Source organism: Chitinophaga sp. XS-30, assembly GCF_008086345.1.
Lineage (GTDB): Bacteria > Bacteroidota > Bacteroidia > Chitinophagales > Chitinophagaceae > Chitinophaga.
Genome location: NZ_CP043006.1, coordinates 1,803,273 through 1,824,365 on the forward strand (window position 1 = coordinate 1,803,273; position 21,093 = coordinate 1,824,365).

18 protein-coding genes are annotated in these 21,093 nt (G+C 49.3%); 11 read left to right on the top strand and 7 right to left on the bottom strand.

What is annotated here, in order from left to right:
* Positions 1-26: 26 nt before the first annotated feature.
* Both FW415_RS07565 and FW415_RS07570 read left to right on the top strand, forming a co-directional pair.
* The gene (locus tag FW415_RS07565; RefSeq protein ID WP_148383663.1) at positions 27-962 is read left to right on the top strand and encodes an ABC transporter ATP-binding protein; all 936 of its coding nucleotides are present in this window, start codon (positions 27-29) and stop codon (positions 960-962) included.
* Positions 963-1,117: 155 nt separating this feature from the next.
* Complete coding sequence (locus FW415_RS07570; RefSeq protein ID WP_148383664.1) at positions 1,118-3,436, top strand: Gldg family protein; 2,319 nt, start codon at positions 1,118-1,120, stop codon at positions 3,434-3,436.
* A 188-nt stretch (positions 3,437-3,624) separates the two neighbouring features.
* Here FW415_RS07570 and FW415_RS07575 read toward each other — a convergent pair whose 3' ends face one another.
* From FW415_RS07575 to FW415_RS07600, 6 genes are all read right to left on the bottom strand, one after another.
* Positions 3,625-4,533, bottom strand: coding sequence for an AraC family transcriptional regulator (locus FW415_RS07575; RefSeq protein WP_148383665.1), 909 nt, complete (start codon positions 4,531-4,533; stop codon positions 3,625-3,627).
* A 3-nt stretch (positions 4,534-4,536) separates the two neighbouring features.
* Positions 4,537-4,896 carry a hypothetical protein gene (locus FW415_RS07580; protein ID WP_148383666.1) on the bottom strand — a complete coding sequence of 120 codons (360 nt, stop codon included), beginning with the start codon at positions 4,894-4,896 and terminating at the stop codon, positions 4,537-4,539.
* Positions 4,897-5,108: 212 nt separating this feature from the next.
* Positions 5,109-5,297, bottom strand: a complete 189-nt coding sequence (locus tag FW415_RS25730) for a DUF2147 domain-containing protein (protein WP_148383667.1) — start codon at positions 5,295-5,297, stop codon at positions 5,109-5,111.
* A gap of 112 nt (positions 5,298-5,409) precedes the next feature.
* Positions 5,410-7,791 (bottom strand): TonB-dependent receptor, encoded by a 2,382-nt coding sequence (locus FW415_RS07590; RefSeq protein ID WP_148383668.1) that lies wholly within the window; start codon positions 7,789-7,791, stop codon positions 5,410-5,412.
* 4 nt (positions 7,792-7,795) lie between these two features.
* Entirely contained in the window at positions 7,796-8,578 is a 783-nt protein-coding gene (locus FW415_RS07595; protein ID WP_148383669.1) for an SDR family oxidoreductase, read from the bottom strand.
* 249 nt (positions 8,579-8,827) lie between these two features.
* Positions 8,828-9,580 (bottom strand): SDR family NAD(P)-dependent oxidoreductase, encoded by a 753-nt coding sequence (locus FW415_RS07600; protein ID WP_148383670.1) that lies wholly within the window; start codon positions 9,578-9,580, stop codon positions 8,828-8,830.
* Between the two features lie 90 nt (positions 9,581-9,670).
* Here FW415_RS07600 and FW415_RS07605 point away from each other — a divergent pair, with 90 nt between their 5' ends.
* Both FW415_RS07605 and FW415_RS07610 read left to right on the top strand, forming a co-directional pair.
* Entirely contained in the window at positions 9,671-10,048 is a 378-nt protein-coding gene (locus tag FW415_RS07605) for a helix-turn-helix domain-containing protein (RefSeq protein WP_148383671.1), read from the top strand.
* A 122-nt stretch (positions 10,049-10,170) separates the two neighbouring features.
* Positions 10,171-10,866 (top strand): FadR/GntR family transcriptional regulator, encoded by a 696-nt coding sequence (locus FW415_RS07610; protein ID WP_148383672.1) that lies wholly within the window; start codon positions 10,171-10,173, stop codon positions 10,864-10,866.
* Between the two features lie 216 nt (positions 10,867-11,082).
* On the opposite strand, the gene FW415_RS07615 is transcribed toward FW415_RS07610, so the two are convergent.
* The gene (locus FW415_RS07615) at positions 11,083-11,355 is read right to left on the bottom strand and encodes a hypothetical protein (RefSeq protein WP_148383673.1); all 273 of its coding nucleotides are present in this window, start codon (positions 11,353-11,355) and stop codon (positions 11,083-11,085) included.
* Between the two features lie 73 nt (positions 11,356-11,428).
* Here FW415_RS07615 and FW415_RS07620 point away from each other — a divergent pair, with 73 nt between their 5' ends.
* From FW415_RS07620 to FW415_RS07650, 7 genes are read left to right on the top strand one after another with little or no spacing between them, the layout of a single operon-like run.
* Complete coding sequence (locus tag FW415_RS07620; protein WP_246858967.1) at positions 11,429-12,475, top strand: sialidase family protein; 1,047 nt, start codon at positions 11,429-11,431, stop codon at positions 12,473-12,475.
* Positions 12,476-12,487: 12 nt separating this feature from the next.
* A complete protein-coding gene (locus tag FW415_RS07625; protein ID WP_148383674.1) occupies positions 12,488-15,469 on the top strand; it encodes a TonB-dependent receptor in 2,982 nt (993 codons plus the stop codon).
* Between the two features lie 18 nt (positions 15,470-15,487).
* Positions 15,488-16,984 carry a RagB/SusD family nutrient uptake outer membrane protein gene (locus FW415_RS07630; RefSeq protein ID WP_168208721.1) on the top strand — a complete coding sequence of 499 codons (1,497 nt, stop codon included), beginning with the start codon at positions 15,488-15,490 and terminating at the stop codon, positions 16,982-16,984.
* A complete protein-coding gene (locus tag FW415_RS07635; protein WP_148383676.1) occupies positions 16,978-17,244 on the top strand; it encodes a hypothetical protein in 267 nt (88 codons plus the stop codon). The genes FW415_RS07630 and FW415_RS07635 overlap by 7 nt, the downstream gene beginning before the upstream one ends.
* A gap of 1 nt (position 17,245) precedes the next feature.
* A complete protein-coding gene (locus FW415_RS07640) occupies positions 17,246-19,807 on the top strand; it encodes a sodium/solute symporter (protein WP_168208722.1) in 2,562 nt (853 codons plus the stop codon).
* A gap of 2 nt (positions 19,808-19,809) precedes the next feature.
* Positions 19,810-20,739, top strand: coding sequence for a DUF6772 family protein (locus FW415_RS07645; protein ID WP_148383678.1), 930 nt, complete (start codon positions 19,810-19,812; stop codon positions 20,737-20,739).
* Positions 20,740-20,754: 15 nt separating this feature from the next.
* Entirely contained in the window at positions 20,755-21,093 is a 339-nt protein-coding gene (locus FW415_RS07650; RefSeq protein WP_148383679.1) for a hypothetical protein, read from the top strand.

The window sequence follows — 21,093 nt, forward strand, 5'->3', positions numbered from 1 at the left end:
CTCCATCTGACACGTAAAAATTAAATATGAACAAACAACCAATCATAAAAGCTGAACAGCTCTCGCATCGTTATACCGCGCAATGGGCTATCCGTGACATCGATTTTGAAATACCGGTTAAAGGTATTTACGGGCTGTTAGGATCCAATGGATCGGGCAAGTCTACCATGATGAACATTTTATGTGGCGTGCTGAAGCCGACCAAGGGAGATGTTTTTATCAACGGGATCAATATCCGTACAGATGCGATTACCGCTAAAAGCCTGATGGGTTTCCTTCCCCAGAAGCCTCCGCTGCATATAGACCTCACGATCGAAGAATATCTGACCCATTGTGCGGGACTGAGATTGATACCGCGGAAAGAGCAGGCGCAAGCAGTAAACAAGGTGCTTGACCAATGCGGCATCACCCATTTCAGGAAAAGGCTGATACGAAATTTGTCAGGAGGTTATCAGCAACGGGTAGGCATTGCGCAGGCCATTATCCACAACCCTGAACTGGTTGTATTGGATGAGCCTACTAATGGACTTGATCCCAACCAGATCGTAGAGATACGGAACCTTATTAAAGCAATCGCTCAGGAAAGAACGGTGATCCTGTCCACACACATGCTTTCCGAGGTGCAGGCAGCCTGCAATTATATCCTGATGCTGGCAGAAGGCAGCGTGGTTTTTTCCGGCAGCGTGGAGGAATTTGATCGCTATGCAGCGCCCGGGACTATTGTGCTGACTATGCTGGAACCCAGGGGAGCGGAGGAATTAAAAAGGCTGCCCAATGTGGTGGATGTAGAATCACTCGGCACGGCCCGGTACCGGGTGAAAGTAGACAGCGTAGATGATATGCTGGAAACGATCATTGGTCACAGTGTTCAAAATGGCTGGCGCCTCAAGGAGATCAATGCGGAGAAGAACTCGATGGATACCATTTTTGCTGAATTGTCTAAAAAGCAGCTTCGGTCCTGATCATCTAAGACTAAAATGTGAACAGATGAAATAGCATTTCGTCTAACCCGTAAAATCAAACATGAATAGATGAAATAACATTCCATCTAGCCCGTAAATCAAACATGAATAGATGAAATAACATTCCATCTAGCCCGTAAAATAAATATGAATAGATGAAACAAATTATAAGAATCGCCCGTACCGAACTGCAACTGCTTTTTTATTCGCCTATTGCATGGCTTATCCTTATCGTTTTTACCATCCAGGCCAGCCTCGTTTTTACCGGAGTGCTGGGAGGCGCCGTCAATTTTAAGGAATTGGGTTACAAATTGGAAGGCGTTACGCTGAACTTATACACCGATCCCCGGATGGGGTTTTATGCAAGGTTGCTGGGATATCTCTACTTCTATATACCATTGCTGACGATGGGCATGATGAGCCGCGAGTTGAGCAGCGGTTCCATCAAACTGCTTTATTCCTCGCCGATCAGCGATGCCCAGATCATTTTCGGCAAGTTTCTGTCCATTGCGAGTTACGCACTGCTGATGACCGGTATTGTGTTCCTGTTTACTTTATACGGGGCCTTTGTGGTGGACCAATTCGACTTCCCGGCTACCTTAACCGGTCTGTTGGGTATTTTTCTGCTGATCTGTGCTTATGGTGCTGTGGGACTTTTTATGTCCAGCCTTACCTCTTACCAGGTGGTTTCCGCCATGGGAACTTTTGCCGTCTTTGCCGTATTGAATTATACCAGCCAGTTATGGCAGGATGTCCCGTTTGTCCGGGATATTATGTTCTGGTTGTCCATCAGTGGCAGAACAAATGAATTCATTGGAGGCATCATCAGCAGTGAGGATGTAATTTATTTCATCGCCGTTATCGGCCTGTTCCTGGGGCTGTGCATATTCCGGTTCCGTGCTATACGGCAGAAAACCCGTCCCTCGGTTTCGATGGGCCGTTACCTGTTGGTGATCGGTAGTGCAGTGGTGGTTGGCTATCTGAGCTCGCGCCCTGCGGTGATGTATTTTTATGATGCTACCAGAACAAAATTACGCACATTGACCAAGGCTAGCCAGGATATTGTCAGTAAAGCAGAGGGTGGTTTGACGATCACGACCTATGCCAATGCGTTGGATGAAGATCGCTGGTTATGGATGGGCATGCCCAGAGCAGAGCTGGATGATATGCGCCGGTTGAGAGAATATGTCCGGTTCAAGCCGGAGATTAAAATGAAGTACGTGCACTATTTTGCGAAAGGCAGAAACGAGAAGTCCCTTGATCAGCGCTATCCCATGCTGGATGACAGGGCGCGGATGGGAAAAGTGGCCCAGGCCTATGGTGTGGATTCTGCTTTGTTCTTGCCGGTAGACGAAATCGGAAACATTAAGGAAACGTTGGCCGGTGAGGAATTCAGACATGTAAAGGTACTGAAGCGCGAAAATGGGCAGCAATCCGTATTGCGTGTTTTTAATGATGCCATGGGCTTTCCTTCTGAAAGAGAAATAAGCGCCGCCATTAAACGGCTGGTAACCACATTGCCAAAAGTGGCCTTTGTAGAAGGGCATGGTGAGCGCGATTGCATTAAAGAAGGTGATCGTGATTATAACAAGTTTGCCAGGGAGAATACTTTCCGTTACTCTCTCATCAATCAGGGCTTCGACTTCGAGCAGCTGTCGCTTGACAGGGAAGTGCCTTCGCATGTCAGCATTATGGTGATTGCGGACATGAAAACGGCGATGCCGGAGTCTCACCTGGAGCATCTGAAACAGTATATAGCCAGGGGAGGGAACCTGCTCATAGCAGCTGAACCAAAGCGGCAAGACGCCATGAACGGTATCACAGCACTTTTTGGTGTGCAAATGATGGAAGGCAGACTGGTAAAACCCAGCAGGGACTATCAGGCAGACCTGATATTTACGAATGCAACAAAAGAAGCTGGTGAACTGGCTGATGCATTTAGCACCATTCACCGCAACAAGGGAGTAGTAGTGATGCCATCAGTCGTTGGCCTCCGGTACAACGAGGCCGCTGCAAACGGATATACAGCAAAACCTTTGTTCGTAACCGATTCCGCCGGCGTCTGGAACGAACTGAAAACGGTTGATTTTGTAGATGACAGTGCGGCCTTTAACCCCGCTGCAGGTGAAACCGCAGCCGAAAATCTGGCCACTGCAGTTGCACTCAGCCGCAAAGTGGGTGAAAAGGAACAAAAGATCATCATCCTGGGCGATGCCGACTGTATGAGCAACGGAGAACTTGGCCATTCGCGCAAGGATATCATGTCAAGTAATTTCATGCTGATCGCAGGGTCCTTCAACTGGCTGTCCGACTACGAGGCTCCTGTAGATGTTAACCGTCCGCCATTTACGGATAACGACATCAAGATTGGGAAAACGGGTTTCAGGATATCTAAAATAGCATTCACAGGAGTTTTACCTGCTGCGATGGTGCTTTGTTATCTGATCATATGGTTTCGGCGCAGAAGGCAATAAACGCAGTCATTCATAAAGAAAACGGAGGCCCTCCGCCAGGGTCTTCCGTTAGAAAGCAGGGATATTTACCCTGCTTTCTGCTTTTTTAATACGAAAGAAAACAATATTTGGAAGTCGGTGTAATACGGAAAATACCCAATGCTCCATTTGCAACTACAATTAATGCAAATGGACGTTCTAAAAAGAGCTTAATTAAACCTCGCCCGAAACGCCAAGGGACTTTCCTTAACCTTACTTTTAAATAGTTTACTGAAACTTTGCGAATGCTCAAACCCTAGTTCGTAGGCTATTTCGCTGACTGACAATTCCGTGGTTGATAATTTTTCCTTCGCTTTCTGAATTAGTTTTTCGTGTATATGCTGTTGTGTATTTAGCCCTGTCAGCGTTTTCAGCAAACCTCGTAAATAAGTCGGAGAAATATTTAAGTTATCTGAAATATATTGAACAGTTGGCAGTCCTTTGTGAACCAAATCATTACTATTAAAATAATCCGTTAGCAGGCCTTCCAGGCATTCCAGTATTCGATGATTGGTAATTTTCCTTGTAATGAACTGTCGCTGGTAAAACCGCTCTGCGTAATTCAGCAATGTTTCTACATGTGAAAGGATAATATCCTGGCTGAATTTATCGATATTGGAATTATATTCATGCCGGATATTCTTCACAATCTCATTAATGATAACCTCTTCTTTGTCTGAAAGAAAGAGAGCCTCACTGACGGAATAATCAAAAAATTCGTATTTCTTGATTTTGCTGGCCAGGGACGTTCCCCAAAAAAAATCGGGATGTATAAACAGCATCCAGCCTTCAAGATTAATAGGGACTCCGTTGTGTTCGCCCCGCAAAATTTGCCCGGGCGACAGAAATGCCATCAGACCTTCATCAAAGTCATATTTTTGTTGTCCGTAATACAGTTTATCGCAGCCTCTTTTCAGCGAAATCACATATAAATCAAATATCACAGAATCGATACCTGAATTATTTGGCAGCTGACTTAGATCCACCCAGCCAATGAGCGGATGTAGAGGTTTGGGTAACCCCATCAAGCGGTGTATTTCAGTAATATTTTTTATCCTATACGGTTGTGAACCTGCCATGTTTTAAAATTTATCTTTAAACGGATATTTCAGCCATATCATAACCAAGGGCATCAGGAGAAAAGGGATTTCAATCATCGCCATCCTGAAATTGCCTGCTCGCATGGCCAACGCCATAATTATAACAATCGCAATGGCATTCAGTACATTTCCAAAGAAAAAAGTCTTTGGGAAAAGCAGCAATACACCTACCAAAATCGTTGCCGCTCCGAAAAAAGGAATCGCCGCTTCGCTGATTCCCAGTTCGTTCATCATCTTCAGGGATTCAGGATTATTTTTATAATTAAATGTGTCCCATCCGTGTTTGAATGCCAGAAAAACCGATACCAGCAGCAAGATCAGGGATATAATACTTTTTACCATCTCAATTAAAAATAAGACTGTTGAAAATATAGCTCGCAACTAATGCAATCGGAACACCGATCGCCGCACTTTTCAAGGCTTTTCTGGCCTTGTTGGGATATTGAATTCGATGTTTAAAGTACAGAAAAAATCCTATTGGCGGAATAGCGTTGGAGACTATGAACCAAAACCTGGACAGATCGTCGTAATTTTTATTTTTCATATTCATTACTTTATTTAATTCTTTTAAATTTCATTGTCTTGCCCAACAGCGAGATTCCCAGATACCCTCTAAAGTGTAGTTCATCCGCACTTTTTAATTTCGCTTTCAAACTGTAGGTGTCACCTTCGCTCGGGTTGTAGAGTTTCCCGCCGGTGTATTCGCAAAATGCAATTTGACATCGCCGTCTGTACTTTCCCATTTTCCGAAAATTTTATCGGCAGGCTGCGCAAAACCTGTTATGGACAGTAATTGCATACTTGCAATAAATAGTAATTGTTTAATTGTTCTATTTTTTTGATAGTTTATAATTATCAGAGTTCTACCCTTATGCCAAATGTTGGAAATACACCCAGGCCTACGTTCGAAATATTACCTGTATTTGGGATAAATAACTCTGAGTTTACATTGAAGCGATTTGAAATGTTTACGAGATCCACAAAAGCAGAAAAGGTTCCCCATTTTCTTGGGATGCTGTAATCAGCCCTCAAGTCCAAACTGATAAAATCCGGTAGTCTCTCTCCATTGATGGCTGTCGTTTCCTGGGCATATCGCATATTTTCAGGATTGTTCAGAACATTGCTGTGGACTATATATCTATCCGTTGGACGGCCGGTGCTGTAACGGAATTTTCCGGAAAAAATCCACCTGTCGTTTGGTTTATAGCTGCCCATTACGCTAATGGTATGGGGGATGCTGAAGATATAATTATAGTCACCCAGGCCGTTGTTGTCATTCCTTTTACTTTCCATAAAAGAATAGCTTATCAGGCCATAATAATTCTTGGAAAGTCTTTTGGTCAGGTTTAAATCCGCACCATAAGCATAGCCGCTTCCCTCATTATTCAAATAACTTTGTACCCTGTTGGGCTGTACGGCGAGGTCGTCAAATTCTTTATGCCATACTTCCGCTACAAATTTCAGGTCATTTGAAAACTGGATTTTATATCCAAGAATAGACTGTATGGAGCGTTCATTCTTAAGCATATTATCAGCTGACTGTCCCGCGATATCAGCATACGCCGCATCCTGATAATATATACCGGTAGCAAAATTCAAACTATGCCGGTCATTCAGTAGAAGGTTGCCGCTCAGGCGTGGAGAAACAGTATGTTGCGCTGCAAAGCCAGTATAATCATAGCGTACACCCGGGTTCAGGGTAAACCTGTCTGTAACCCTCCAGGACAGGCTGATATATCCGGAACCGTTAAATGCGTTGTCATCAAAAGTCGCATTATAAAGAGAAGGCGTCAATACCTGGTAATATTGTGCAGGATCCGGTCTGAAATCAGCGGAACGAAATGTGTAAATCGTGTCAGTCCTGCTTAACCTTCTTTCATAATCCAGATTCACCATCATTGCGTCGATTCCTGCCGTTAGGGTCAGTTTATTGAAACGCTTGGTGTAAATAGAACGGTAGCCGACTTCCTGCTGATTGTTTTTGATCGTTCTCAGTTCATCTTCATAGCCACCATGCCTGGGATCTATTACTGCGCCATCCGCATCAAGAGATGGATTAAACCTTCCGAACCGGTTATCTACAGTTGATGAACGGAAATAAAGTACATTTTTGATATAGCTGCTTGAATTGATCAACGTACGCAGGTTTAAACCTGCCAAAGTCTTATTGCCCCGATGATTAAAGAGTGTTGCCCCGCCACTGTTGTCGTCGTTGATGTTTGTTCCGGCTTCCATATCGTCTATTGTGCGATAAGGTCTTTCAGGATTATACATCGCAATAAAAGAAAGCTTATTTTTTTCATTCAGCTGTGTGGTGGTCTTTACAAGATAATCGCCGTAAGAAATGGAAGATCGCTGTTCATCCAGCAGGCTGATCAAAGCCGAAAAGTTTTGGTATCTGGCAGAAGCAAATACACTGGTTTTGGGTGATATAGGACCATCCGCTATTATGGTAGCACCCAATAAATCAAACTGACCGCTTAACGACCAGGTTTCCCTGTTTCCTTCCTTAACACCAAGTGAAAGATAGGATGAAGACCTTCTTCCATTAACGGCATCGAACCCGCCATTCTGGAATTGGACATTATCTATTACCCTTGGGGCAAAAATGCTGAACCTTCCGCCGTTAGGATCATTGAACCCTGAATTCAATCCTTCTGCTTCCAGATGCGACAGGTTAAACATCGGAATATCGTCCACCAGATATATGTTTTCCTGCGTACCCTGACCTCTTGCGGCAATGGCGGAAAATTGTCCTCCACTACTTACAACACCTGGCAGAACAGATAGCGCCCGCATAATATCCCCTTGTGCCCCCGGGTTACGGAATATTTCTTCTCTTGAATAAGCGTAAGTAGATACAGGGGTCAAGGGGTTATTTTCGCCCCGGTATACCTGAACGGTTACTGCAGCTAACTCCGTTGCATCTTCCAATAACTCGATTTCGGAGTAATAGGTTTTACCTGTAGTGATGATTACTTCACTTATAAACTTTGTTTGAAAACCGACACTTGAAATTTTTACATTATAGCTGCCGGAAGGGATATTTTCTATTATAAATATCCCAAGTGTATCTGTTGCGGCACCAAGCTGTATATTGTTTATGAATACTGTTGCACCAATTACAGGTTGTTTTGTGGATTGTTCGATTATTTTGCCTTTGAAACTACCCTTAGATTGGGCGAAAGAAGCAATGGACAATAAAAGTGCGAAGATAGTAAGAGAATACTTTTCCATATCGTTATAGTGATTTTGCTTTTGCTTTAAAATTTTTAAATTCCCTGTGACCAAATTTCATCAGCATACCGGGGGCAATACGGCTCATTGTCTTAAGGAGATTTATCAAAAACGGCTTCATTTCTAATGTGTCGTTTTTAAGGGATTTCACTACAACATTTACCATCTTATCCACCTCCATCATCTGGCTGGGCCTGGGATGTATTATCCATTCGTTTTGCAGGTTAGTGTTCACGCCTGGCGGGATCATTTCGAACACCTTTACATTAGTGTCCTGCAACTGCAAGCGTAAGGCTTGTGTATAGGCCCGCACACCCGCTTTGGTAGCACTGTAAACAGGTGCAGCCGAATAAGGCATAAATGCAATTCCTGACGATACATTCACTATTGCCGAAGCAGTTTGCTGCAAAAGATGCGGTAAGAATTGATGCACCATTTGTACAGTCCCCGTGAGATTGATATTGATTTCCCTGGTAACGTTTTCCAAATCAATCGAACTGTCCTGTAAATCAAGCAATCGCATTGCGCCGGCATTGTTGACGATGATGTTTAGTTTAGGAAATTGTTCCTTGACATCTTTGTACAGCTGCTCAATATCGCCAGGCTTGCTCACATCGCTTTGGAAAATATGTACTTTCGGATATTGCGCTTTGGTTTTATTGAGGGCATCCAGGTTTCGACCAGTGATAATAATTGTTGCCCCTTCTTCAGTAAGCTGCTTTACCATTTCCAGCCCGATCCCGCTGGAACCGCCTGTAATGAGTATTGTGCTGTTTTTTAAGTCCATTTTTCTGTTTTAGTCTGATGGTACAAAGGTCAGTACACATCAAAAAACAGAAGTATCCAAAACGACTTTTGATGTAGCCGAAAATGAGAAAGTAGCGAGGTGTTGATGACTTGGCGCGATGCGCTGGAATCGAAGTTCGAGCTGGTAGAAACACAGCTGCAGCAAATGCAGGCGGTTGTTGGCTTGTATGAGGCACTGGGCGGCGGATGGAGGTGATGGCCGGGCAATTCGTTTCCCGTTATTGACGGATCAGAACGGGTGGTGGCGCATTCCTCCATCCACAACAGCAACACTTCCGGTAATATACCGTGCACGGGGAGATACGAGGAAAACCGCCATGTTGGCCATATCCTCCGGCTCACCGAAATCGCCCAGCGGTATTTCCCTGGCGGCGAATGCTTTGCGTTCGTCACCAGGGAAGAACCGGCGGATGTTATCGGTGTCTATCAGCCCCGGTTGCAGGCAATTCACCCGGATGCCGTACTGCCCCAATTGTCCCGCCAGTTGTTTGGACCATGCTACTATTGCGGATTTGGCAACCGCCGAAACATTGATGCTGCGTAACTCGTATGTGCTGGCAAGGTTCAGGATAGCGCCCTGTCTGCGTTCTATAAAATGGGGCAACAGTTGTTGGGTGAGCTGCCTGGGGCGGTCAAAATCCAGCATCATGGATGCTGTCCAGTCCTCTTCCGGCCCTGTCATACCTACCGGTTGGCTGCGGCCTGCATTGTTGACGAGGATGTCAATATATCCCAGTCCGGTTAATGCTGCTGCCGTGATCTTTTGCGGGCCTTCCGGCGCCGTGAGGTCCTGCGTGAATATAACGGGTTCCACGCCGCCGGTTGCCGCTATTTCCGCTTTGAGGTCCTCCAGCGATCTTTCATTTCTTGCAGTGGCGAATACTGTAACACCTTCCATGGCAAGCGCTTTCACGATCGCCCGCCCGATTCCCTGGCTGGCGCCGGTCACCACCGCCGTTTTTCCTTTCAGATACAGATCCATAATTTTGAGATTTTCTTTGCAAAACTAACCGTCAGCAGCTAATTTGCCGGTGGTACAATCAATTGTATGATACATACAAACGTGTAAGTAATGGCAGCCAGAAAGAAAAACTCAACGTATTCTATCAATGAAAAATGCATCATTGAATGTGATCTGACCTATGCCGTTAACAAGATCGGTGGCAGATGGAAATTGCAGATACTGGACAAACTTGAGCATCAGACACTCCGGTTCAGCGAGTTGAAGCGTGGGTTTCCCCACATTACGGAGCGTATGCTGACCTTGCAATTGCAGGCCATGGAACAGGATGGTCTGGTGAAGCGGACCGTTTATGCGGAGGTTCCCCCGAAGGTAGAATATACGTTAACCCCGATGGCCCTGGAACTGGGACCTATTCTGAAGCAATTGAGTGAATGGGGAGGGAAGCAGCGGCGCCTGACGGAGCAGCCGGACAAGCCCCGGGCCTAGGTACATGCGCATCATGTAAGGTCTGCGCCAACCCCACAGACAATACTGTTTGCCGGATAAAGCAACTTACCGCCCGGACTTTGTATATTTGTTGGACATATTAGAAAAGTAACCGGACCAGCATGAATGAAGAATTGATCAATGATCTGAGCAAAAGTCTCGGGCGCATAAAGGCCAATACCATGGCGGATGATGTAGAGTTGAAACTGCGTCAATACCTGAAAAACATGTCTTTCAAACCCGGGGATGCCCTTCCTACGGAAACCGATCTCGCTGAAGCCCTGGGGGTTAGCCGGAATGTGGTCAGGGAAGCATTGAGCCGCCTGCGGATGCTCGGCATGATCGAAAGCCGTAAACGCAAGGGAATGGTCCTGGCCAGTCCGGATATACTCCTGGCCTTCGAACGTGTGCTCGATCCTCTTATCATCGATGACACTACATTGCGCGATGTTTTTGAACTGCGGCTGGTGTTGGAGATGGGTTTGGCCGATCTGTTGTACGCGCGTATGACGGATAAGGATATCGATGAACTGGAGCAGATCGCCAACAACGAGATCAATAAAGACAAATCCTTCCTGGTAAAGAACGAGATCGCTTTTCACGGCAAACTCTATGAAATGACGGGAAACAGCACCCTCAAAAGATTTCAGATCATGCTGCTCCCTGTTTTTGCCTATGTGGTTACCCTGGTGAACAAACCCGTCAGCGGCAAAGTGGATCACCGTGGCCTGGTGGATATCCTTCGCAAAGGCTCCAAAGAGGATTTCAAGAACGGGATGTACGAGCATCTGAAGCCTCATTTCGACCGGCTGAAATAATTCTTCCGGTTTATAACGCGGATAACGTCATCTTCCGGTTACGCTGCTGCCGGAAGGCTGCGTGTGCCGGGCGGCCAACGGTATCATCCTGAAACACTTTTTGTTCGCATTCACTTCATCAGAAAGTTACTCACACGTCAGCCAACGGCATCATCCGTAACACTTTTGTCCACTTCTCACTTCAGCAGAAAGTTACTCACCCGTCAGCCAACGGCATTATTCCATAACACCTTTGTCCACATCCCGCTTCATCAGAAAGCTAGTCACCCGTCCGCCAACAACATCTTCCCCGCAGCATATTTTCATCTCCCAATCCCCATTAACCGGCCATCCGCCATTGCGGCGGAGCGGCACACCCTTACCTCCAATGTTTTTCTCCCAAAAATTAGGAAAACTTGAAAATTCTCTTTTAATTTGTATATATGTAGTACATATAGGACAATAAACCGGCCGGATATTTAAACTTTCAAGTTCCACACTTATGAACATAAGCATGTATTTTCTGCTTACAGGGCTTCTTGCGTCAACTTTTTTGCAAAATGAAAAGTCGGCCGGCCTTCCGGTGATCGATCTGTCAACAGATACCGCGAGGCAAGTAGTGGTTGCGCAGGGTACAGCGGATATTTATAACGGACAGCCCACTACAGCGCTGATGCCGGATGGCAAAACGATCCACTGTGTATGGACTTACGGCCACGGCGGAAAATGCGGCCCGGCAAAAAGCAGCAGTGACGGCGGGTTTACCTGGCGTAATGAACCGGTGCCTGCCAACTGGATCACGGCGGGCAACTGCCCCGCGGTGTACCTGTTGCCGGACCCGGCCGGGAAACTCAACCTGATCGTCTTTGCCGGGTACGGGCCGGATAAAAATATGCAGCAGGCTGTTTTTAACGACGGGGGCTGGGGGCCCATGCAAAGCAATGGTCTCGGCCCGGTGGGCATGCCTTTCTGCACGATCGTTCCCGTTGAAGGCGGTAAAAAACTGCTGGGGATGACCAACAGGCGGAGGCCCGGCGAAATGGTGGAAAAGAAATCCTGCATCCTGGTACAAAGTATTTCTGAAGACGGTGGTTTTACCTGGGCGCCGTTGCGCACCGTGCTGGATACCGCGGGCCTGAAGCCCTGCGAGCCGGAGATCATCCGTTCCCCATCCGGGAAACAGTTGCTGTGCCTCATCCGCGAGAATGTAAAAAAGGTATCGCTGTACATGGTCAGCAATGATGAAGGCCGTACCTGGTCCGCCCCCGTTCCCGCGCCGGAACCGCTGTGGGGCGACCGGCACAAAGCGAAATACAGCACGGATGGCAGACTGGTGATCGTTTTCAGGGATACCGGCCCGGCCAGCGCCACCAAAAACAGTTACATGGCCTGGGTGGGCGCTTACGATGACATTATTCATAACCGGCCCGGCCTGTACCGTTTGAAGCTGCTGAACAGCTACAAAACCTGGGATTGCGGATATAGCGGCATCGAGCTGCTGCCTGATGAAACGTTCGTAGCTACCACCTATATCAAATACCGGCCGGGAGAAAACAAGAATTCCATCGTAAGCACCCGTTTCAAACTTGCTGAAACAGATCAATTGTTGACGGCGATATCAACACAGTAAAACTTCAACGTTATGAGAACGAAATTTTATTCCACGTTATTCACGCTTTGCGTGTTATGCACACTTGCTGCCGGCGCCCAGGAAAAAGGGCGGGTGATCACCGGCAGTATCCTTTCCGCAAGCGGGGAGAAGCTGGCCGGCGCCAGCCTGATCGAAAAAGGAACAGGAAATGCGGCCCGCTCGGATTCCGCCGGGAACTTCAGGATCAGCGTAACCGATGCCAACGGGGTGCTGGTGGTATCCTATATTGGTTTCAAAACAAAAGAAGTAAAGATCGGCGGCCGGTCGGCCATCCATATAATGATGGATGCTTCCTCTTCTTCCGTGCAGGAAGTTGTTGTGGTAGGCTACGGCACCCAGCAGCGGAAAGATATCACCGGTGCGATCTCCAGCATTTCGGCATCCACCATCAAGAACCAGCCGGCCGTCAGTGTAGATCAGCTGATACAGGGAAGGGCCGCCGGTGTTGATGTATCGCAGGCTTCCGGTGCACCCGGAGGAAGGCTGAACATCCGGATCAGGGGCGCCAGTTCGCTGAATGCAGGCAACGAACCGCTTTTTGTGATAGACGACATACCGGTATATAACAACAGCAAAGACCCTTCCGGCACTTCTTATGGCACGTTCACGCCAACCAATGCGCTGGCTTCCCTGAACCCGAACGATATCGAATCCATACAGGTGTTGAAAGACGCTTCTGCCACGGCCATCTACGGCTCCAGGGGATCGAACGGCGTGATCATCATCACTACCAAACGTGGCTCCGGCAGTAAAATGACGGTAGACTACAATGGTTATTACGGTGTACAGACCGTTGCCAACAAACTGGAACTGATGAATGGCCAGCAGCATGCCGAATACCTGAATGACTGGGCGGAATCGCGCAACCTGCCCATTCCCTTCGCAGATCCCGCTGCTATCGGGAAAGGCACTGACTGGCAGGACGAGCTTTTCAGGCCCGCTGCCATCCAGAATCACCAGGTTTCCCTGTCCAGCGCAAAGGGCAATCTGCGATACTTTGTATCCGGCAACTATTTCAACCAGGATGGTATTGTGATCAATTCCAACCTGAAGCGATATTCCTTCCGCGTAAATGCGGACGCAAAGCTGAACGAGAAAGTAAAATTCTCCCAATCCATGTCCTTCTCCAGAACGGTCAACCGCGCTGTGCCAACGACCGGCGCGGGCAGCGGGAACATCCGGTCCGTTGGTGAAAAGATCTATGCCACTTCGCCAACTGTTCCGGTCTTCGATGAAAACGGGAATTATGTGGATTACTGGTATAATGCCGCGAAGGCAGAAAGCCCTGTCGCCTCGCTCCTCACCATCAGCAACAAGCTCGAAGGCGATAATTTTCTCGGCAATCTTTCCCTGGAATATCAACCGGTGAAAGATCTGACCTTCAAATCGCTGATCGGCATCAACCTCATCAGCAGGAATAACCAGGAGTATTATCCCAGGGCCACTACCTATATCGGCGGGCTGTTGGGAGGCCTGGGCATGATCGGCGAACGCAAGGTCACCAATATACTCAATGAGAACACCGTGCGTTATGCAAAGATCTTCCGGGAAAAACATAACCTGGAACTGCTGGGCGGGTTCTCCTGGCAAAAGGAGCAGGACTTCAGCGCCACTACCCAGCCGTCCGGTTTTGCCGATGACCGGCTGGGCATCAACTCCATCGGAAGCGCCACCGGCTCTACCATCATCGCATCTTCCCTGAACGAATGGAGCATGGCCTCTTTCCTCGGAAGGATGAATTATCAGTACGATAACAAGTATCTGCTGACGGTATCTTTCCGGGCGGATGGCTCATCCAGATTCGGCGCGAACAACAAATGGGGATACTTCCCTTCCATGGCTGCGGGCTACCGCTTGTCGGAAGAACCTTTTATGGAAGGTCTGAAATTCCTGTCCGACCTGAAGATAAGAGGCAGCTACGGCCTTACCGGCAACCAGGAGATCGGCAGCTATCAGTCGCTGGCCACATTGACCACATCCAATACCTATATCTTCGATAACAAGTTATATCCCGCCGCAAGGCATACCCGCCTGGAGAATGGTGAGCTGAAATGGGAGAAAACGGCACAGTGGGATATCGGGCTGGACCTCGCTTTCTTTAACGACCGCCTTCGCCTGACGGCGGACTATTACCGGAAGAATACACGGGACCTGCTGTTCACGGTAGACCTTCCGGCATACTCCGGCTACAGCAGCGCATTGTACAATACCGGCGGTTTGCAGAACAAAGGCTTCGAACTGAATCTGGGCGCCGATATCTTCACCGGCGATTTCACCTGGTCCGCCGATATGAACTTTGCCCGCAACAACGCGGAGATCACCTCCCTTGGCCGGGCAACGTCCACCACGCTTTTTGTAGGTTATCCTCCCGGGAATTACCTGGGATATGTATTCGAAGGTGTGTTCCGCGATCAGGCTGAAATTGACGCCCAAACGGTACAAACGAATGTAAAACCGGGAGACGCGAGGTACCAGGATGTGAACCCGGACGGCGTGCTGGATGCGGATGACAGGATCGTGATGGGTAATTCGCTGCCGGAATTTATCTACGGCATCAATAATTCCTTTGGATACAAAAATTTTGCGCTCACCATTTTCCTGCAAGGTTCGGCAGGTGCGAACAGGGTAGAGGGCACCGGGCTTACCGATCCATCCGATTCAGGAAACAAATCCGTGAACCTGCTGAACCGCTGGTCCCCGGGCAATCCGGACGGCAACATTCCCCGCGCCGGTTACAGCAATGTGCTAACATCCACTTATCAGCTCATGGATGCTTCCTATCTGAAAGTCCGCAACGTTCAGCTCAGCTATACTTTTCCATCCACCGTACTGCCACGCTTCGCCGGATCAAGCGTTTACCTGTCCGGCCAGAACCTGTGGACAAGAACGGATTATGTGGGGTATGACCCCGATGGCGGCGGCGGTTACCCTACTGCCACAACACTCATGTTCGGCATTAACCTGAAGCTTTAACAAAAAATGGATCAGATCATGAAATATATATTCCTTTTTGTGCTGGCCGGTTTGCTGTGTACATCCTGCAGCAAATTCCTGGCGGAAGAACCGAAGAGTTTCCTGGCGCCGGAAAACTATTATAAAACAGCGGAAGATGCGTTCATTGCGCTGACCGGTGCATACGACGCCCTGGGCAACAACAGCGAATCCTATATGGCCAGAAGGCTGCATTATCTCACCTGGTATGCTTCTGATGAAGCGCTGCCGCCTACGCTTGCCGGGCAGCGTCCCCTCGATGAATTCACCTACGTGGCGGACAATGACGATGTATCCAGAGTGTGGAACAGTATGTATGCAGCTATCAACGCTTCCAATATTGTGATCAACCGGGTGGCGGGCATCGACATGAATGATTCCCTGAAAACGCAGTACCTGGCGGAAGCCAGGTTTCTAAGGGCGCTCAGCTATTTTTATGGTGTCAGGCTATGGGGAGATCTGCCGCTGGTGACCATTGAAGTGACTTCGCTTGATGAAGTAGACATCTCCCGTTCCCCGATTGCCGATGTGTACAATCAGATCATCGCAGACCTGGAATTTGCGGGGCTGCATCTTTCACCCGATAACCAGGATGGGAGAGCCAGGAAAGGCGCGGCCAAAGCATTGCTGGCGAAGGTATATCTGACAAGGGCCTCCTCCGGCGCCGCTCAGCCAGGCGACTATCAAGCGTGTGCTGACCTCTGCAGTGAAGTGATAGGCATGCCCCAGCATGTGTTGCAGCAGGACTATGAAAAAGCGATCGGCGCGGAGGATGAGTTCAATGCAGAATCTTTATTTGAATGGCAGGGCGACCGGAAATTGATCTCAATCGGTGAGCACAGTATTTTAGGCGCGTTCTCGTTGCCGAGGGGAATGATCGTCGTTCCCGGGCAGACGGCTTCCGATGGTGGATCTATAGCCTGTGAACTGGCATATTTCAATAAATATCCTGATGATGATTACCGGAAGGAATGCACTTTTTATACATCCGGTCCGGACAGGAACGGCAACACCATTACCTGGCAGCAACTGTCTGTTCCCTATCCCAGTCCCGCCAAAAAGTATATCGATAAAACCGCCGCTACCCGCGATGCCGCTGCATTTTCCGGGAACTTCGTGATGCTGCGGCTGGCTGATGTGTACCTGATGAGAGCGGAAGCGCTCAACGAAGTGTCCGGGCCTACAGCGGAGGCTTATCTCATGATCAATACCATCAGGGAAAGGGCGAGAAACCGTAATGGCGTACCTTCCGCTACACCGGCGGACCTCGAAGGACTGTCAAAAGAATCCTTCCGGGATGCGGTGCTGCTGGAAAGAGTGCTGGAGCTGGGGTTTGAAGGGCACCGGTGGTTCGATCTCGTGCGGACCAAACGACTGGTATCCACGATAAAGGCCATTCATCCGGAATACCCGGTTTCCGACAAACATTTGCTTTTTCCGATACCGGCCAACGAGCGATTGCTGAATCCTAAAATAGAACAGAACGACGAATGGTAAAGATCACAAGTGCCGCCATACTGCTGCTTACTTTGTGTGCCTGTCTCGCGAAAGGGCAGGACACCGTGCAGCGGACCACATTATGGAAAGCCAATGAAGACGGTATTTTCGCGCATTTCGTGTATGGTCTGACCGTGAGGGCCAAAGGTACCATCCTCGCATTTGCCTGCCTGTATGGTCACAGTGGAAACGGGCATATGCCGGAAACTGTTTCACCGGCCTGCTTCAGCTTGCAGTGGTTGTTGGAAAATGAAGAATAATATGCAGATCAGTCTGATAAAATATATACGCCTGTTGTGTACCGCTTTTTTCATTACCGTTTCCGTGGACGCGCGGGCGCAGGAAAGTTCCTGGTTTTCATGGCGGGATGCGGAAGAACTGCCGGTAAAGGACGGGTTGAGTCATGTTGTGGCGGGTATCAGCAACGGTGCATTGATCATTGCCGGTGGCAGCAATTTCACCGCTCCGCTGCAGCAGGGAGGTCTAAAGACGGTACACGACCGTATCTATGTAGCCACAGACCCGCAAACCATGCAATGGACCGAAGCAGGGAGGCTTCCATCGCCTTTGTCCAATGCCGCGTATGTAAACTTTCGTGACGGCCTGCTCGTCATCGGCGGAACAGATGGTCAAACGGTTTCAGACAGGGTATTCCTGTTGCGATGGAACCCCGTTGCCGGCAGAACGGAGACAGATACCAGCTTTCCCCGGCTGCCGTTTCCGCTGGCCTCATTGTCCGCCGCAAGGATCGGGGACAACATTTACATTGCGGGAGGGCAGGATGCTTATGGCAGGCCGCGGCGGATTTTCCGGAAGCTGGCGCTGGAAGAAGGGAGCTCAGGGCAATGGGAACAGTTGTCCGCCTGGCCGGGCGCTGCGAGATTCGGTGCGGCATTGACCGCCCAGAGCAACGGTGAATACGAAGGGCTTTACCTGTTCGGCGGTAAAGGTCCGGATGGATACCTTAATGATGCCTTTGCCTACGATCTCCGCAGGAACAGCTGGAAGGCCATTGCGCCAGTTCCCCGGCCGGCATTGTTCAGTTCCGCGATCACATTGGGGCAGACGCACATCGTGCTGTTCAGCGGATCAGACGGGCACGATGCGGATAAAGCCATTGCACAGGCCGGGAATTGTCATATGGTAAAGGATGTTTTCGCCTATCATACCATCACCGATACCTGGGTACCGCTGGAAGATGTTCCCACAGGCGTGGCGGGCGCAGCCGCAGTAAGGTGGCATGACCGGTTATTGCTTGCCGGAGGTGAGCTGCGGCCGGGTGTGCGCACCAGCAGCATACAGATCGCCACCCTGCAGACCGCCGGCCGCAAGAGCGAATTCGGCTGGATAGATTACAGCACGCTGGTGCTCTATCTCCTGGGGCTGGCGCTCATCAGTTATTATTTCTCCCGCAGGAAACAGGCTGCGGATGATTACCTGCTGGGCAGCAAGAACATGCCTTACTGGGCAGCGGGCATCAGCATCATGGCCACACAGGTCAGCGCCATCGGGTTCATGAGCATTCCGGCAAAAGCCTATGCGGTGAACTGGGCCTATTTCGCCGGCGTGTTCACCTGGTTCCTTGCCGTGCCGGTGGTCACCCGCGCATATATCCCGTTCATCAGAAAGCTCAACGTAGCCAGTGCCTATCATTATCTCGAAGAGCGCTTCAGCGCCGGTACAAGGCTCTTTGCCGCTTCGGTGTTCGTGCTGTTCCAGCTGGCCAGAATGGGATTGGTGCTTTATCTGCCGTCGCTTGCCCTCTCCGCCGTTACGCCGCTGGATACCATCACCTGCATACTCGTTATGGGCATACTAAGCACGCTGTACACGGTAGTAGGCGGAATAGAGGCCGTGATATGGATAGAGGTTGCACAGGCCATCCTCTTGTTCGGTGGTGCGCTGGTATGCCTCGTATTGGCGGTGGCTGGATTGAATGGCGGGGTGGCGGATTTTTTTCATACCGGCATGGCGGACCAGAAGTTCAGTTTGGGGCAGGCGGACTGGGGATTTACTTCTTCAACATTGCTCGTGATCCTGATCGGCAACACATTCATCCGCCTGGGCAACCTCACGGGAGACCAGGCCGTGGTACAGCGGTATATGACCACCAGCAGCCTGCGGCAGGCTCAGCGGAGCGTGTGGGCGGATGTAATGGTATCCATACCCTGGGCGCTGGTGATATTCGCTCTGGGCACCGCATTGTATGTTTTCTACAAGCAGCATCCGGAACAGCTGAGCCCGGCCATTGCTTCGGATGGCATTTTACCGATGTTCATTGCACAGCATGCACCGGTGGGATTGAGCGGGCTGATCATCGCTGCGATCTTCGCAGCTTCCATGTCCACCCTCGAAGGATCTATACACAGTGTAGCCACCATTTTTACCACAGATTTTTACGGGCGGTACAGGAAAAACATCACGCAGCGGCAGACAGCCAGAGTGGCCAGGATCGCCACGGTGATACTCGGGGGCTTTGCAACAGGGCTTTCGCTGATATTGGTGTATATGGACGTTAACTCCATCCTGGATGTTTTCCAGGAGATCACGGGCCTGTTCATCGGGGCATCCACCGCATTGTTCATGCTCGGCATTTTTACCCGCAGGGCCAATGCCACCGGTGCATTGACCGGCGCATTCGCCAGCGGACTGATCCTCTATACCGTCAAAACCTTTACTCCCCTGAGCTTCTGGTTATACAGCGCCATCGGCTTTCTGAGCTGCTGTATCATCGGTTATATCGCCAGCTGCCTGTTCGCCGGCAGAAAAGAGCTTCAGGGGCTGACCTGGTACACTATCAACGATCATTTGAAAGAAAAATAATTATGGAACACATCATTGCGCTGGATGCAGGACTGGGCAAATATCAGCCGTTAAAGAAGATCATATGTTATGATGATTTCGACAAAGGATTGAACGGATGGATGGACCTGCATCCGAATTATGTCGGCACAGATTTCAATACACTGAGATACAGCCATGTTGACAAAACACAGTGGGGGCCGCTGATGCTGAGCAGTGCCAGCTTCCGGCTTGCGGGAACGCATGGCTCGATGGACGGTACCTATTCCCTGAAACTATCCACACGGCAGGCTGCCAATCCCTATACGGAAGCACCCGCGCCCGGCAGTCTTTCGCATGGCATCAAACGGCTCACCACCCATCTCCCCAAAGGGTTGCGGCAATACGAAATGTGGTATGCCTACACACCGGAGCAGGACCGGCAGGGATTGAGCGAACAGGCGATGCGGGCCTTCGGTATTTTTTTCGATATCCAGGACGATGAGCACCGCTATTTTATCGGCGCCCGGTATTTGAATGCCGTCGATGGCAAAATGGTCCGCCGCTGGCAGATATTCAGGGCCAGGGAAACCAGTGATGTGGAATGGGCATACGGGGTGGAGGACGACTGGTGCAAATGGGGCATCGATGCCATGTGGTACGGAAAACGTTATCCCGATGGCGCTACCGACGGGTTCGAATGGGTGCCGGACGGTTACCAGGACCTCTGCTATAATGAAAGCGATGACAAGATCAACTGGAGTTATCTGCGCCTGCTGATCGATACGGAGAAACGGGAGTACGTGGAGTTGCAGTCCGGCAACAGGATTTTTGACCTGAGAGGCATGAAACCCTCTCTGACCGCCCCGTACGCACGGATCAAAGGATTGTTCAACCCGAGCATGTGGGTGGAGAATGATACGGACAGGCGGGTTTTTTTTTATGCGGATTCGGTAGTTATTTCAGCAGAATAGTTATTTACTGGAAAGATGAATATGAGACATTTTCACGCTGCTGCGGTAGAACGCAGGAAATATTTCAAAGGAACGGTCACCTCTCATCCCATGGAAGCAGGGTGGGCCGGCGAAGCCATTTTCTTTTTGATCGTTGAAGCGCTCAATGAGGGTGCGCAGTTGAAAGCCTGGGCAGAGATATCAGCGGATGGCATCAACTGGATACCCGAAGGATCGGTTTTTCCACTGATAGACCAACCCGGTCATTACTGCTGCAAGGTCGCGCATTTTGGCAACTGGTTAAGGGTGCATGGTGAAATAACCGGCGGGGATGCGGAAATGAAGCTATCCATACAGCTCCACCTTAAATCATAA

What these genes read in the sequence shown, in the direction of transcription:
- FW415_RS07600 (WP_148383670.1), bottom strand. Translation starts at nt 9,580, where the DNA reads ATGGATCTGTATCTGAAAGGAAAAACGGCGGTGGTGACCGGCGCCAGC.
- FW415_RS07625 (WP_148383674.1), top strand. Translation starts at nt 12,488, where the DNA reads ATGAGAACGAAATTTTATTCCACGTTATTCACGCTTTGCGTGTTATGC.
- FW415_RS07615 (WP_148383673.1), bottom strand. Translation starts at nt 11,355, where the DNA reads ATGTTCATAAGTGTGGAACTTGAAAGTTTAAATATCCGGCCGGTTTAT.
- FW415_RS07650 (WP_148383679.1), top strand. Translation starts at nt 20,755, where the DNA reads ATGAATATGAGACATTTTCACGCTGCTGCGGTAGAACGCAGGAAATAT.
- FW415_RS07605 (WP_148383671.1), top strand. Translation starts at nt 9,671, where the DNA reads ATGGCAGCCAGAAAGAAAAACTCAACGTATTCTATCAATGAAAAATGC.
- FW415_RS07565 (WP_148383663.1), top strand. Translation starts at nt 27, where the DNA reads ATGAACAAACAACCAATCATAAAAGCTGAACAGCTCTCGCATCGTTAT.
- FW415_RS07640 (WP_168208722.1), top strand. Translation starts at nt 17,246, where the DNA reads ATGCAGATCAGTCTGATAAAATATATACGCCTGTTGTGTACCGCTTTT.
- FW415_RS07580 (WP_148383666.1), bottom strand. Translation starts at nt 4,896, where the DNA reads ATGGTAAAAAGTATTATATCCCTGATCTTGCTGCTGGTATCGGTTTTT.
- FW415_RS07630 (WP_168208721.1), top strand. Translation starts at nt 15,488, where the DNA reads ATGAAATATATATTCCTTTTTGTGCTGGCCGGTTTGCTGTGTACATCC.
- FW415_RS07610 (WP_148383672.1), top strand. Translation starts at nt 10,171, where the DNA reads ATGAATGAAGAATTGATCAATGATCTGAGCAAAAGTCTCGGGCGCATA.
- FW415_RS07570 (WP_148383664.1), top strand. Translation starts at nt 1,118, where the DNA reads ATGAAACAAATTATAAGAATCGCCCGTACCGAACTGCAACTGCTTTTT.
- FW415_RS07575 (WP_148383665.1), bottom strand. Translation starts at nt 4,533, where the DNA reads ATGGCAGGTTCACAACCGTATAGGATAAAAAATATTACTGAAATACAC.
- FW415_RS25730 (WP_148383667.1), bottom strand. Translation starts at nt 5,297, where the DNA reads ATGGGAAAGTACAGACGGCGATGTCAAATTGCATTTTGCGAATACACC.
- FW415_RS07645 (WP_148383678.1), top strand. Translation starts at nt 19,810, where the DNA reads ATGGAACACATCATTGCGCTGGATGCAGGACTGGGCAAATATCAGCCG.
- FW415_RS07635 (WP_148383676.1), top strand. Translation starts at nt 16,978, where the DNA reads ATGGTAAAGATCACAAGTGCCGCCATACTGCTGCTTACTTTGTGTGCC.
- FW415_RS07595 (WP_148383669.1), bottom strand. Translation starts at nt 8,578, where the DNA reads ATGGACTTAAAAAACAGCACAATACTCATTACAGGCGGTTCCAGCGGG.
- FW415_RS07590 (WP_148383668.1), bottom strand. Translation starts at nt 7,791, where the DNA reads ATGGAAAAGTATTCTCTTACTATCTTCGCACTTTTATTGTCCATTGCT.